The sequence below is a fragment of the Bacillus sp. FJAT-42315 genome (genome assembly GCF_002797375.1).
In the GTDB taxonomy this organism is placed as follows: domain Bacteria; phylum Bacillota; class Bacilli; order Bacillales; family Domibacillaceae; genus Bacillus_CE.
Genome location: NZ_KZ454941.1, coordinates 2,613,267 through 2,627,719 on the forward strand (window position 1 = coordinate 2,613,267; position 14,453 = coordinate 2,627,719).

Here is a 14,453-nt window from a genome sequence, read left to right on the forward strand (position 1 = left end):
GACAAAAAAGCCACCCCCCTTTCACAACGCTAATTAGCATTGTATGTGATCAAGAGGGGCCTGACTCTATCAGACCATTTTATAAATTTTTATTTCAACTGATCAACATGATAGTTCAGTTGCTTTAAGATGACCCTTCTCGTCAGAATACCTTGAAACTCCCCTTCTTCATTGGTAACACACAAAAAAGGGTGATTGATTAATAATCCAAGTGCTTTACGGAAATGATCATGGACTGTTAACGACGGCTTGTCAATTGCCATCACTTCTTCCACTTTCATATTTTCTAGCTTCTCAAATTCAATTCTTTCCAAACCTAAAATAGCCTCTGTAATCATTGGAATACTAATTAATCCTTGCAATCGGTATTTAGCATCTAAAACCGGAATAGCTGTGTAGCCGCTTTTTGTGAGCACTAAGAGCGCATGCTCCAGATTATTCCCCGGCTGAACATGAGCGACTTTTTCTGACGAGATTATGTAATCCATTATATTTGTATTTAATACGTCCTTACTTTGAAAAGAAATCATTGAACTACCCCTTTGTTCTTTTTGTAAGCGCTTTACTCCCCAAATAATACATTACACCCTTTTTTCATTATATCAAAGTTATCCACTTTCGTTCCATTATTAAACATAAATAACCCCTGCTCATTGAATGAAGCAGGGCATTATATGAATCATTGTTGTTTTTCTTCTTGTAATAAGTCAAAGATCTCAATTGCTGTCATATCGATATCATCAAAAGGATATTTACTTCCTTTACCATCTTTATCGTATACTTCTAGTTCAAATGTATCTTTTCCTGGAAAATATTTCACCTGACATAAAGTTTTTCCGTTCACTTCGAACAGTCGTTGTTGAACCTCGCCTGCTTCTCCGCCTTCTTGCAATGATTTCAAACGTTGGATGATTCCCATTAATTGTGACATAGTATCGGTTGGCCCCTTTCATCTGTCTTTCCAATATTTATTTTGTTTTTGACCGTACATAATCCTTTTGTTATAAAATAAATAGGCAAATGAAATATACCATACATCTATTTCATATCCAACTATTTTATTTTATTTTATATTGAAAATAAGGCTTTTATGAGTTTATAGGAGGGGAAAATGTTGGCTTCTATTATTCTGTATACCCAACCAGAATGTCCGCCATGCAATATTATCAAATTATTTTTCAACGATCGTGGAGTGCGCTATGAAGAAAGGAACCTTGCGTCTAATCCACTATTTAAGGAAGAGCTACAAATCAAGTGGGAGTCTTTATCTACTCCAACCATTATTGTAGAAAACGAAGTTATACGAGGATTTGACATTGATAGGTTAAACGAACTTTTAAACAAACATAACCTTTAAACCGAAAGGAGGTTCAACCTTGAGCCTCCTTTTTCCTCTTATTACCTATTGGCTATTAAATAAAATACGAAAATTAATAAAGCACCAAATCCGATAATATAGGACCAAAAAATAGGGTTTTTAATATATGGATGCTGCTGTACAGTTTCCGGGATCGACGAATCTAAGCTTTCCTTTGCTGTCTCGTGCTGTTTAAATACCCGAACAGTATAAAATACAGACAGAAGGACTGTCACGCACCCAACAAAGATTAAGACAATGAAAAAATCACTCAACTTCAACACTCCCTATCGAGCTTCTTAACGGTAGTATTAGTTAGTCTCGTGATTTTATTCAAAATTAATAAAGTAAACCATCTTGTTCAAATAAAAAATCATATGAAATATCCATGAATAAATATTCACGTTCATTTAAAGCATAAGAAAACGTTCGAATCGTCTCTCCTTTTTCGATATCGCTGTACAAATCAGAAATTAAACCGACTCGATTTTTTCGCATTCGTAAAATATTCTCTAAAAAATACGGTCGCCAACTCCAATTTTTCCCAAGATACTCAGGTTGGAAAATCCAGCTTCCTTCCTTTTTGAAATAATTCGAAGTTAATTCAAATCCATTTTCATCACATATATATATGCGAAAACACATATCTTCAAACTTTTCGCCAATTTCAACTAACAATTGTTCCTTCGCTATCGCTTGCTTTGTATACTTTGAAACAACATCCTGTAATGCCGTTTGAATCGATTCCGCTAACAAGTATACTTTCTCAAGCGAGCGCTTTTCATGAAGAATAAATTCCTGACATTTTCTTTTTAGCGTTTCTTTTTGGATGTCCTCTTGAAGAAAATGCGCACAAGGCTCCTGCAAATAATAGCCTTGATAATATCTTCCTCCGTGCTTCCACGCATATTGCAGTTGATATTCCATTTCAATGCTCTCAAACAGCAACGAAGCACCAATTTTTCTAGCAAGCATCGAGATCGAATATAGAATGTCTTTATACGTTTGACCAGAAGAATTTTTCCGCAATGCCTGCAAGCTTACCTTTAAAATATTAGGTGCATAGCCCGTATATTTATAAACATCTCCGCTCCTTTCACCAATATGATCAATCGCAATTTGAATACCAAATGTTTTATAATACCTTAATACGTGTTCTAACTCTTTGCTATATTCTGATTCAGAAATTTCAAGGACAATATCGCTTAAACGCAAGCCCTTCTCTTCATATTCCTGCAAAATGATCAATAAATGTTCTCCATAGTCATCTTTCAATAACCGAGCATTTCTATTAATAAACAACTTCGCCTGAATACCGGAATTCAAATACAATGATAACGCTTTCTTTAATATGAGATCCTCTACCTCAATTAAGTATTCATCAGGTACTTCTTGATCATGAAAAAAAGGGCCTAAACTTCTTGCTTCATTACCTATTAAGAAACGCCCTAACACTTCATATCCAATGATTTTATGCTCATCTGCACTAAAAATCGGTTGAAAAAAAGGCGTGACATGATCAAGCTGTGACATAATTTCTAATGCATCCATCCACTCTTCCTCCAACTCAGCATTGCTTTTAATTATACAAAAAAATGATTATTTATTCAATAGTTAACCTATGATTATATTTATATTATACTTTAAGTTACATAAAATTTAAAGGTAAAAACAGTATATAATTGTAATAATATACCAATAAAAAGAACCATCTTTAACGATGGTTCTTACTCACTATCAAAATGGATAACGGTTTAACCATTGTCCACCATCCATTGTTACACATTCACCATTTATATAAGCCGCTTCATCAGAAAATAAGTAAAGGGCTAAACCAGCAATTTCCTCTGGTGTTCCTAATCGACGAAGTGGGACACTTTGAAGCGTTCGCTTCGCCGCTTCTTCTGACTCCCATAGCTTATCCGCTCCTCCTGTGCGTTCAATTGGACCTGGAGCAATCGCGTTCGTTCGAATACCATACTTATGCCCCCACTCAACTGCTAGCGTTCTCGTCATGGATAAAACGCCTGCCTTTGCAGCCGCTGAATGAACGACACCAGCGCCGGCATTCCATGCGTACGTAGCGACAACGTTAATTATACTCCCTTGAATTCCTTGTTGAATCCAGTAATTCCCCACCGCACTAGAACAATAAAATGTTCCATTCAACACAATATCAATAACCGAATTCCATCCATTTACGGACAGTTTTTCAGCAGGAACAATAAAGTTTCCAGCCGCATTGTTCACTAGATGATCAATGGTCCCAAAATGTTGACTAGTCGTCTCTACTAGCCGCTGCACATCCTCTGGGTTACGTACATCCATCGATACAGTTAACAAACGGCCATCTCCTGTATCGATCTCTTCTTTAGTAGCCTGTAGCTTATCTTCACTGCGACCAGAAATCACTACCTTTGCTCCCTCTTCTAGAAACCTCTTTGCCATGTATTTTCCCATCCCACTAGAACCACCAGTCACGATCACCACTTTATCTTTCAACGTCATTCCCCCATCCTTTGTTTAATGAATGAATAATCACTCATTTATATACTAACATACTTCTGAATATTCAGACAATATATCGTTCAATTATTTTTATTTATTGTTCACTTTTTTACGTGTATGCCTTCTCTTTCACAATGAGAAGGCTAAGCTAAATAACAAAATCGAACCAAGGATCGTAAGCAACACATACACGATAAAAAGAGAAATACTTTTCTTGTATAATGTTGCCGCTTCTACACTAAATGTTGAAAACGTCGTAAAGCCGCCTAATACACCAGTTCCAAGGAGCCATTGATCATTTGTTGAGAGAGAAACAGTAAATCCAAGTAAAAAGCTACCTACTAAGTTAACAATAAGAGCACCAAGCGGAAAAGGACTATTCGTATTAACAACTAGCAAGCTAATCAAATAACGGCCAGCCGCTCCAATCGCTCCACCAATCGCTACTAATAAAATATCCATTATGCTCCCCTCCCTACTTTTAATCCAGCTAGACTAGCTAGTATACCGGCAACTACGGTTATTATCACATAAGATACACTTAGCAACAGATCGGTTTGCCATAGCTCCACAGCTTCCTTAGAAAAAGTAGACATTGTCGTAAATCCTCCACACAGCCCTGTACCATAAAAAAGCGAATCTTTTTTGTTCATTTTTTTGCTTATAAAACGAGCGGTAATCATCCCTAAAACAAAACTGCCTATAATGTTAGCAAACAAGGTGCCAAAGGAAAAAAAACTTTCATTCCATCCACTTAATAAATAACGAAATACAGCTCCAATCGCTCCACCAGCAGCGACAAATAAAATATTCATATAAACTCCTTCCATTTAAAAGAGCCGGATTCCCCACCTCTAAGCATGACACTTAGTGGGAAATCTGGCTCTTGTCGAATGAAAACTGCTTACTCTTCGTCCTCACGAATGCGATAAACCGCATTTAAACTTTCCGCTTGACTGTCGATCACTACGTCTCCTTCTGTACGTTCAACGTAATGATAATTACCTTCATTATCTTGATAGCGAGCTTTCGCATTGTCACTTAACTGCAAATTTAAAAATTGAACGATGCGATGCTTTAATACGCCATCAAAAATCGGGAATAATATTTCCACGCGTTTAATCATATTGCGTGTCATCATATCAGCTGAGGACAAGTACATTTTACTTTCTCCATTATGATGGAAATAGTAAATACGGCTATGCTCTAAAAAGCGACCGACAATACTTGTCACGCGAATATTTTCACTAACACCTGGAATTCCCGGGCGAAGACAGCAAATGCCGCGAATAATACATTCTACTTTCACACCTGCACAAGAAGCTTCATATAATTTCATGATTAATGTTTTATCTGTTAAGGAATTCATTTTAGCCATAATATGCCCATTTCCATGCTTCTTATGACAAGCAATTTCTTCATCAATTAAACGAATAAATTCCTCTTGAATATTGTAAGGAGCCACCACAAGGTGATTATAGGTTGGCTTTTCTGTATAACCACTTAAATAGTTAAAGAAGTTCGTTGCATCTATACCGAATTTCTTTTTCGATGTAATTAGACCATGATCCGTATATAATTTTGCTGTTTGATCATTATAATTCCCTGTTCCTAAATGAACAAATCGCTCAATTTTGCCATTGCGCTTACGAACAACGAGAGTAATTTTGCTGTGAGTTTTCAAGTTATGCATGCCGTAAATAACATGGCAGCCTGCCTTTTCAAGCTCTTTTGCCCAATGAACATTATTTTCTTCATCGAAACGCGCTTTTAATTCAACAAGCACCGTAACTTGCTTCCCTTGTTCCGCTGCTCGTTTTAATGCTTCGATTACAGGTGAATCTCCACTCACACGATATAGCGTTTGTTTAATTGCTAACACCGTCGGATCATCTGCGGCCTGTGAAACAAATTCAACAATTGGCTCAAAGGATTCATACGGGTGATAGAAAAGCAAATCCTGTTGCAGCGCTTTCTCGAACATATCCTCTCCAGAGTGTAAATCAAATGGCGGCTGCGGAATGAATGTTTCATAAGAAAGATCTTCACGAATATCCTGTAGCTTCTTCACAAATGAAAATAAGAATGTTAAATCAAGTGGGCCATCAATTTTGTATACATCTTTATGATGAATTTCTAGCTCATCTAGCAAATAATCAAGCCCCTCTTGATCTAAATCTTCTCCCTTTATCTCTAAGCGAACAGCTGATCCCCATTTACGTTTTTTTAATTCTTTTTCAATTTCAAGTAGAAGGTCACGAGCTCCCTCTTCATGAATCGTTAAATCAGCATTACGTGTGATTCTGAAAATATTGGTTGATTTCACTTTAAAACCCTTGAAAATTCTACTTACAAAATACTCTAATACACTTTCAAGTAATACGTAGTAATACTCACCATCCGCAGCTGGCACTTGTAATGTTCGTCCTAGCACAGAAGGTACTTGAACAATTGCCACGCGATCACCCTCAGCATCTGGCTCGTCATTTTCTAGCATCACAAGCAAGTTAATACTTTTATTTAGTAGCATCGGAAAAGGACGGTACGCATCAATGGCCATCGGTGTTAATACCGGGAAAATCTCATTATCAAAATACTCTTGAAGAAATTCCAGTTGCTCTTTATTTAATTTTTCTACAGGAACTAAATGAAAACCCTCTTTATTCAAATCAGGGAAAATTTCTTTATTTAATACTTCATATTGACGCTGAACTAAAGTTTGTGTCTTTTGACTAATTGAATTTAACTGCTGTTTTGGTGTTAGGCCAGCTTTATTCTCCGGCTTATTAAAGCCTGCTTTCACTTGGTCCTTTAATCCAGCTACGCGTACCATAAAAAACTCATCCAAGTTCGAACTGAAGATTCCAAGGAATTTCAATTTCTCAAGCAATGGATTTTGATGATCCGACGATTCTTGCAGAACTCGTTCGTTGAAAGCTAGCCAGCTTAGTTCTCGATTATTATAATATTGTGGACTTGATAAATCAGTTTTCATGTTTTCCCCCATTATTTGCACCTTCTTTTTTTATTGTCTAATAAAAATGAGTTGAATAGGTAACTGTAAAGCTTTTTCTAAATGTCTTTTTTGTTTTTCACTTTGGTATTGCTCGGCTAAGTAGTTTTTGCTACAAAAAACATTTAATTCCATTGTACCATCTTTTTGACAAACTTGAATCTCTTCTACCACATTTCTTTTCGTGCTATTTAAGCTATAGCACAGTTTAAGTAAAGCTCCCAATTCTCTCATTTGTTGAAATTCTTCTTTCGTAAACCAATTCTTATATAGCTCTATATTTTGTTTAAAAGCTGAGTTGTTAGTGAAAGAAGCCATGATCGAGATTTTTACTTTTTCTTTATGTGAATACCCATCAAAGATGGAATTGGTTAATAGATAGAATGTATTAGGACCTTTTGAACTACTTGAAATATATTCTCCAAGATAAAACAATAAGGCTGCTTGATGAGCAAGACACTCATCCTCTTTGCTTATATGTATCACATTTATTTCTTTTATTTGTGCTATTAATTGATTGGCTAGCATAGCAACTTGCTCGGAGCCCTGTTCATTTTTTTGATAACTATGTAATAGACGATTGGTTCCCTGTTCTTTCGCTTCTCGTCCTGTTCGTGCCTTTGTCTTCAATAACTTCTCCATGATCACCCCATCTCTTAACCCTCTAGAGCTGATGATCATTTGTTTAGATTTAGAATGTAACAGTAATTGATAAAATACTTCTAACGCCGGCAAAATCAGATCTGCTCTTTCTCTAGAAAGGCCATCTACTTTTTCTAGTTCTTCATAGGACATATTAGAAAATTCATTTCGCAATTCTTTAATCGTTTCCACTGACATTTCATAACCATGTACACCTAGTGATGGATAATTTCTTTTAATTTGATCTACATTTGCAAGGTTTCGGCCGCTTCCTCCAATAGATACGATCGACCCTTCATTGTTTTCAATCCAAGGAAATTCAGCAAATTGACCTTTAATATACGAGATCAGTTCTTTTTGTTCCTGCTCTGACATACCGTTCCCTTTAAGAAATTGTTCCTTCAACGTCACAGCACCAAAAGGAAAGCTATGCGATTCGATTAATTGTCGATTCTCAAAATAAGTAATTTCCGTACTTGCCCCTCCAATATCAATCGATAACCCAGAGTCAAGATCCACTGTTTGAGTCACAGCAGTAAAGCCGTAATAAGCTTCTTCTTCACCAGACAAAACTCGAATATCAAAGCCGATCTCTTCTTTAATTTCTTGTAGCACTTCTTCCCTGTTCGCTGCTTGGCGAACAGCAGCAGTGGCTGTACAATCGACTTCATAAACACCGTAACTATCTAACAATTCTTTAAAGCTATGTAATACATCCTTTAAAGCTCGGATTCCTTGTTCAGATAGCCATTTGTTTTCATCTAAATACCTTCCTAAACGAATCGGAGCCTTTACGTTTTCCACTTCTTCAAACCCAGAATTACTAAGATTATAAATAACCAAACGGACAGTGTTTGAACCGATATCGATAATGGAGATTTTATTATTTTTAATCATTTGCAACACTACTCTCTTTTTTAAATCTATTTTTCACGAAAAAATATGAGTTAAAACATGGGATTCCCTTTCCATAAAGAAAAAAACGAGATATAATAATGAAAAAATAGTACGAAAGGAGTCTTTTCATTGAATAATCTAAACAGTCACAATAAATCTCTCCCTCATTCTCCATCAACTGTGAACCTCGCTCAAGCAATCTTTACTGTCAATCGGCACGCTAAAACAGCAATAAACCCGAAATTTTTATACTTATTGAAGAAAAAAGCATTAATTAGAATGATACAGGAAGGTCGAGCCAAAAAAACTGGTTTACACTTTTCTAACAATCCAAAAAACAGTCAACAGCAATCTGATGTACTCGTGACTTGCGGAGAGTACACTTTTCATATGCCACCTTGCAAGGAGGATTTTCATAACTTGCCTCATTTTGGTCACTTAGATCAAAAAGCACGAAACCCTCGCTCAAGCATGAATTTAATGGAAGCTAAGAAAATTCTTCAAGCCTACACTGGCATGAAGGAAAAACAAACCAACTCTTCCTCTAGTAAGAAACGATACAAAAAACCTGTTTTTAAACCTCTTGGTCAATCTTATTAACCGAAACAGCGAATACTTTCTTCAAAAAACACCGGCTATCGCAACCGGTGTTTTTGTTTTATTTCAACTCTTACAACACTAACCGGTCAATATTTTTCACTAATTCAGCAATTTCAGGCTTACTCACTTGAGCATTTGCTCCAACTCCGTCTCCTTTATGGCGAAGGTCTTCCGTAATTAATGAAGAGAAGATAATCACAGGAAGTTGTTTTAATGCTGGGTGCTCTTTCACTCTTTTTGTTAAATGATGGCCATCCATTTGCGGCATTTCAATATCAGTAATCACTAGCTGAACCTTTTTTGTAATATCAGACTCCGCTGCAATAGACTCTAAGTAATCAAAAGCCAGTTTTCCATTTTCGAAAAACTCAACATTTTCATATCCAGCTTCAGATAAGGTATCATGAAGTAATTTCCTTAATAGCGGGGAATCTTCTGCAGCAACAATACCTTTAGTCGAGCGCTCTCTAGCTCCTAATTGCTTAAGTTGCCCCACATGTATACCTGATTCAGGATTGATATCTAAAATAATCTTTTCAAAATCAAGTAGAAGGATCATCTGACCATTCACCTTAACAACACCAATAACTTGGTTGTTACCTCCTTGATACATGTCAGACGGCTTTTCAATATCTTCCCAGGAAATTCGATGAATACGCGTCACGTTTTGAACATGAAATACTGCTTTTTGCTTATTAAACTCAGTCACTATGTACTTATCATTTGAGTCATCTTTTACGATCGGCACCCCGAGAACTTTTGCCATATTAATAACAGGAAGCACTTCTCCCCGAAGTTGAATCACACCTTCAATATGTTCATGTGAGTGAGGAATCAACGTTATTGGCAAAGGTTGGATAATCTCTTTCACTTTTATGACATTTATTCCATATTTATTATTTTGCACTTCAAATTCAACAATTTCAAGTTCATTTGTACCACTTTCTAATAAAATTCCTTGTTCATGATTCATAAGGCTTTCGTCCTCCTATTCTTTATTTTACTATATCATGATTTGTTTCGACGTATCCTGTAAAAATTTTTATATTTATTAACATTATTTTTAAAAAAAATTAACAAAACCCTTTTCTTTTTTATTTAAACGTCCTTTTCCTTCTAGGTTTCTTCTGTTTTTTAGTGATGAGTAGCCAACCTTTCTTATTAAACATAAATGCCATAAACAGAGCAATGATGAACATCATACCAATGACAATAAAATAACCGTAGCGATACTGGAGCTCAGGCATATAATTAAAATTCATTCCGTAAATTCCTGCTATGAATGTCAATGGCATAAAAATAGTCGTAATGACGGTCAACGTCATCATAATATTATTCATTTTGTTCGAATTGACTGACACATAATTATCTCGTAAATCGGAGGAAAAGTCGCGATAGGATTCAAGCATTTCAGCCAGCTTTAATAAATGATCATACACATCCCGGAAATAAATTTGATGATCATTCATAAACTCTAGCCTCGTTGAATTTAATACTCGATAAACAAGATCCCTCATCGGAAAGATGGATTGTCTTAATTTTGCCATATCATGACGAATATCAAATAAGCGATCAATTAATTCATTCCCTGAATAAGTATCTGTTTCCTCATCTACTCTATTCAATTGATCTTCAATCTGGTAGACAAGGGGAAAGAATTCGTCGACAAAACGATCAATGAGCCGATGCAAAATAAATACTGGACCTTGTCTCAGCTTTTCTACTCCTTTTAATTCCTCCCATACATAATTCAATTCTGGAGCTGAAATGTTATGGAAAGTAACAATCATCCGATCATTGACAAACACATCCACCTCTCTCGCTTTATACGTGTTTGGATCTAAAGTATGAACAAGAAAGAAATAATACTGATCGTAAAAATCAAGCTTAGGACGACCGACTAACTTATCGAGACAGTCCTCAATCGCCAATGGATGAAATTGAAAAGCGTGACTAAAGATTTCTTGCTCCTCATCAGTTGGCTCGGCAAAATCAACCCAGCACCATTCTAGCTCTTCTTTGTTGATTTGCGGTAAAGACAAGTCGTATATTAATTCACCATCTTTTGTTAACACACAAGTTCTAATCATTTTGTCTCTCCAAGCCTTCTCTCTTTTTGATTATCCGCAAAGCTCTTTTCAATGATACAATAGCATACATAATAGAAAGGTGGCGATTCTCTTTGGAACATTGCATTAACGAAAAAGTTAAAAATATTCAAATATCAGGCATTCGCAAATTTTTTAATCTCGTAAGTGGAACGAAAGATATGATTTCGTTAACGATCGGACAACCTGACTTTCCTACTCCGGCACATGTGAAAACAGCAGGAATAAACGCGATTGAAAACGATTATACAACTTACACTCATAATGCAGGCTACATTGAACTGCGAACAGCCGCAGCGAATTATGTACATAAGAAATACGCTTTAACGTATTCTCCGGAATCGGAGATCATCGTAACTGTTGGTGCTAGCCAAGCGATCGATATCACGTTACGGACGATCCTTTCTCCCGAAGATGAAGTGATTCTACCTGGTCCTGTTTATCCAGGTTACGAACCAATTATTCATATGTGTGGCGCTCATTTAAAAACGATTGATACACGCGATAGTGAGTTTAAGCTAACCGCTGACAAAATCCGTCCGGCACTTAGTGAAAAAACGAAAGCCATTATCTTACCTTATCCGTCTAATCCAACAGGTGTTAGTCTCTCAAAGGAAGAATTAAAAGCTATTGCTGATTTAGTGCGTGGGAAGGATATTTTTATCATTGCGGATGAAATTTATAGCGAGTTAACTTATGACCGCCCTCACGTATCGATCGCTTCTTTTTTAAGAGAGCAGACGATTGTGTTAAACGGCTTATCCAAATCTCACGCAATGACAGGCTGGCGAATCGGCTTTTTATTTGCGCCTGAAATGATCACCAAGCATATATTAAAAGTTCACCAATATAACGTATCATGTGCTTCATCCGTTGCACAAATGGCAGCTTTAGAAGCGGTCGAAGCAGGGATTGATGATGCTCTTCCGATGCGAGATCAATATAAACAAAGACGTGATTATGTATATGAACGTTTATCCTCTCTCGGCTTTGAAGTGGTAAAACCAGATGGGGCTTTTTACTTTTTTATTAAAATCCCTTCATATGTAAAAGAAACATCGTTTGATTTCTGCTATAAATTAGCAACAGATCAAAAAGTCGCTGTCGTTCCTGGCAGTGCCTTTTCTCAATATGGGGAAGGCTACTTCCGACTCTCGTACGCTTGCTCAATGGAACAGCTTCAAAAAGGATTAGATCGTATCGAAGTATTTATGAATAAACAAAAATAAAACATTATGAAAAAGCTGACCGTAAAAAGTCGAAGTACTATCTTCATTTCTTTTGGTCAGCTTTTTTATATGTTCAACTTTCCCGCCAATACTTAATTAATGCTTGTGTTCCACTCAATTCTTCTCCTTTTGAAGCTAATTGTTCATACATTTCTTTAGCCATCGCAAGCCCCGGTAAGTTCAACTCCATTTTCTCCGCTTCTTCTAAAGCGATTTTCATATCTTTAATAAAATGTTTAATATAAAAGCCGGGTTTAAAATCTTCTTTTATAATACGCGGAGCTAAATTCGACAATGACCAACTGCCTGCCGCTCCACTAGAAATGCTTTTTAATACCGTCTCTGGATCTAACCCCGCTTTTTGCGCGTACAGCAATGCTTCACAAATACCGATCATATTGGTCGCAATGGCAATTTGATTACACATTTTCGCATGTTGACCGGCTCCCGCTTCTCCTTGATACACAATATTTTGTCCAATGATTTCAAAAATAGGCAACACCTTTTCATAGGCTCCTCGATCTCCACCGACCATAATCGCGAGAGTACCATTTTTAGCGCCAGTATCTCCACCAGAAACTGGAGCATCTAACGCAAATACTCCTTTTTCCTTCGCCTTCAAATAAATTTGTTGCGCCAGGCTTGGTTTTGAAGTAGTCATATCAATGACGATTTGTCCCACTCGACTAGCAGCAAGAATCCCTTCACGGCCAAGATACACCTCTTCTACATCTTTTGGCTCTCCAATGATCGTAAAGATAACATCACTTTGCTTTGTAACTTCTGCAGGGTGTTCACACCAAACAGCTCCTTGATCAAGCAGTTCCTTCGCTTTCTCTTTTGTACGTGTATAAATGTACAGTGGATATTGTGCTTGCAACAAACGGCGTGCCATGCTTTTCCCCATAACGCCCGTGCCGATAAAACCTATTTTCTTCTTCATTTTCTCTCCACCTTTAACTGAAATAAGACCATAAAAAAAGAGACCTGCCATTTAGCAGGTCCCAAAAAAGGGGGTTGTGAGTGAGAATCTCCAATCAATCATGCTTATTTACAATATTCCCAATCCCCTGCAGCTTTAAACATACCTTATGCGATTTTTATTTTTTAAATAGAACGCACCATTCCACCATCTACAAGAAAACTACTTCCTGTTACGTATGTATTGGCATCTGAAGCGAGAAAAGCAACTACATTAGCGAACTCCTCAGGGTTACCGTAACGACCAAGAGGAATTTTCTTTTTCATCCGTTCCTCTTGCTGTTCCACTGAAATCCCTTGTTTCTTCGCGTTCACTTCATCTAGATGGCGCACACGTTCAGTCGCAATTCTTCCTGGAGCTACTGTATTGACTAAAATCTGATGTGGAGCGAATTCTTCTGCTAATGTTTTAGACAGCCCGACAATTCCTGTGCGAAATGTATTCGACAAAATCAGTCCAGCAATTGGTTCTTTAATCGATGAAGAAGCAATATTAATAATTTTTCCGCCTTGTTTCTTTAAGTGAGGCAATGCTTCGCGAATGGCACGAATATAGGAAAATAAATTTAATTCAAATGCCTGCTGCCAATCATCATCTGTCATATCTTCAAACAATCCAGCAGGTGGCCCACCGGCATTATTGACTAAAATATCAATCGTGCCAAATGTCGATACTGTTCGTTCAACTAGCTGTTTAATGTCTTCCACTTTCGTAATGTCGCACGTAGCATACTCGATTTTTCCGGACGACTCATTCTGCAAGTGATCCTTTACTTCTTTCAGCTTCTCATCATTACGGCTCGCTAGCATAATATTAGCTCCACCTTGTGCTAATTTTTCAGCGATCGCTCGACCTAACCCTTGACTAGAGGCAAGAATCAACGCTGTCTTTCCTTCAAAAGAAATATTCAAAAAAAACCCCATCCTTTCCTAATGTTACATTAACCATTATAATATAATTTGAATTTTCTTTCAGTTATTATTCTTTTTTGTCCTAAACAAAAAGGGCTGCCTCTAATAAAGAAGGCTAACTCCGAACAACGATATCTATTAAGATATTCGTATCGGTGACAAGCCCTCTTAAAAGGCAGCTTCGATCAAATAAGGGAAAAATGAGA

16 protein-coding genes are annotated in these 14,453 nt (G+C 36.8%); 3 read left to right on the forward strand and 13 right to left on the reverse strand.

The features are described 5' to 3' along the window. Positions 1-89: 89 nt before the first annotated feature. Positions 90-530: a cyclic-di-AMP-binding protein CbpB gene (gene cbpB, locus CEF22_RS12790; protein WP_100403165.1), complete on the reverse strand. Its 441-nt coding sequence runs from the start codon at positions 528-530 to the stop codon at positions 90-92. Positions 531-679: 149 nt separating this feature from the next. Continuing rightward, the gene (locus CEF22_RS12795) at positions 680-931 is read right to left on the reverse strand and encodes a YkuJ family protein (RefSeq protein ID WP_095479758.1); all 252 of its coding nucleotides are present in this window, start codon (positions 929-931) and stop codon (positions 680-682) included. Between the two features lie 180 nt (positions 932-1,111). On the opposite strand from CEF22_RS12795, the gene CEF22_RS12800 reads away from it, so the two are divergent. Next, complete coding sequence (locus tag CEF22_RS12800; protein WP_100403166.1) at positions 1,112-1,357, forward strand: glutaredoxin family protein; 246 nt, start codon at positions 1,112-1,114, stop codon at positions 1,355-1,357. A 41-nt stretch (positions 1,358-1,398) separates the two neighbouring features. On the opposite strand, the gene CEF22_RS12805 is transcribed toward CEF22_RS12800, so the two are convergent. The 7 genes from CEF22_RS12805 to CEF22_RS12835 form a co-directional block, all read right to left on the reverse strand. Then, positions 1,399-1,632: a hypothetical protein gene (locus CEF22_RS12805; protein WP_095479756.1), complete on the reverse strand. Its 234-nt coding sequence runs from the start codon at positions 1,630-1,632 to the stop codon at positions 1,399-1,401. A gap of 64 nt (positions 1,633-1,696) precedes the next feature. Continuing rightward, positions 1,697-2,908, reverse strand: a complete 1,212-nt coding sequence (locus CEF22_RS12810) for an EAL domain-containing protein (protein ID WP_100403167.1) — start codon at positions 2,906-2,908, stop codon at positions 1,697-1,699. 186 nt (positions 2,909-3,094) lie between these two features. Further along, positions 3,095-3,865 (reverse strand): 2,4-dienoyl-CoA reductase, encoded by a 771-nt coding sequence (gene fadH / locus CEF22_RS12815; RefSeq protein WP_198508067.1) that lies wholly within the window; start codon positions 3,863-3,865, stop codon positions 3,095-3,097. 129 nt (positions 3,866-3,994) lie between these two features. Continuing rightward, positions 3,995-4,327, reverse strand: coding sequence for a fluoride efflux transporter FluC (locus CEF22_RS12820; protein ID WP_198508068.1), 333 nt, complete (start codon positions 4,325-4,327; stop codon positions 3,995-3,997). Then, on the reverse strand, positions 4,327-4,680 hold the full coding sequence (locus CEF22_RS12825) for a fluoride efflux transporter FluC (RefSeq protein WP_100404007.1): 354 nt from the start codon (positions 4,678-4,680) through the stop codon (positions 4,327-4,329). Before CEF22_RS12825 ends, CEF22_RS12820 begins: the two co-directional genes overlap by 1 nt. Before the next feature lie 89 nt (positions 4,681-4,769). Further along, positions 4,770-6,860 carry an RNA degradosome polyphosphate kinase gene (locus CEF22_RS12830; RefSeq protein WP_198508069.1) on the reverse strand — a complete coding sequence of 697 codons (2,091 nt, stop codon included), beginning with the start codon at positions 6,858-6,860 and terminating at the stop codon, positions 4,770-4,772. Between the two features lie 30 nt (positions 6,861-6,890). Continuing rightward, positions 6,891-8,417 carry a Ppx/GppA phosphatase family protein gene (locus CEF22_RS12835; RefSeq protein ID WP_232726117.1) on the reverse strand — a complete coding sequence of 509 codons (1,527 nt, stop codon included), beginning with the start codon at positions 8,415-8,417 and terminating at the stop codon, positions 6,891-6,893. Positions 8,418-8,546: 129 nt separating this feature from the next. Between CEF22_RS12835 and CEF22_RS12840 the strand changes: the two genes are divergently transcribed. After that, positions 8,547-9,017 (forward strand): YkyB family protein, encoded by a 471-nt coding sequence (locus CEF22_RS12840; protein WP_100403172.1) that lies wholly within the window; start codon positions 8,547-8,549, stop codon positions 9,015-9,017. A 70-nt stretch (positions 9,018-9,087) separates the two neighbouring features. On the opposite strand, the gene CEF22_RS12845 is transcribed toward CEF22_RS12840, so the two are convergent. Together CEF22_RS12845 and corA are read right to left on the reverse strand one after the other, a co-directional pair. After that, positions 9,088-9,990 carry a chemotaxis protein gene (locus CEF22_RS12845; protein WP_095479749.1) on the reverse strand — a complete coding sequence of 301 codons (903 nt, stop codon included), beginning with the start codon at positions 9,988-9,990 and terminating at the stop codon, positions 9,088-9,090. Between the two features lie 121 nt (positions 9,991-10,111). Continuing rightward, positions 10,112-11,107, reverse strand: a complete 996-nt coding sequence (gene corA / locus CEF22_RS12850; RefSeq protein ID WP_100403173.1) for a magnesium/cobalt transporter CorA — start codon at positions 11,105-11,107, stop codon at positions 10,112-10,114. A 92-nt stretch (positions 11,108-11,199) separates the two neighbouring features. Here corA and CEF22_RS12855 point away from each other — a divergent pair, with 92 nt between their 5' ends. Next, positions 11,200-12,354 carry an aminotransferase A gene (locus CEF22_RS12855; protein WP_100403174.1) on the forward strand — a complete coding sequence of 385 codons (1,155 nt, stop codon included), beginning with the start codon at positions 11,200-11,202 and terminating at the stop codon, positions 12,352-12,354. Between the two features lie 73 nt (positions 12,355-12,427). On the opposite strand, the gene CEF22_RS12860 is transcribed toward CEF22_RS12855, so the two are convergent. Both CEF22_RS12860 and CEF22_RS12865 read right to left on the reverse strand, forming a co-directional pair. Next, complete coding sequence (locus CEF22_RS12860; RefSeq protein WP_100403175.1) at positions 12,428-13,297, reverse strand: NAD(P)-dependent oxidoreductase; 870 nt, start codon at positions 13,295-13,297, stop codon at positions 12,428-12,430. 164 nt (positions 13,298-13,461) lie between these two features. Further along, positions 13,462-14,259, reverse strand: coding sequence for an SDR family oxidoreductase (locus CEF22_RS12865; protein WP_100403176.1), 798 nt, complete (start codon positions 14,257-14,259; stop codon positions 13,462-13,464). Positions 14,260-14,453: the final 194 nt, after the last annotated feature.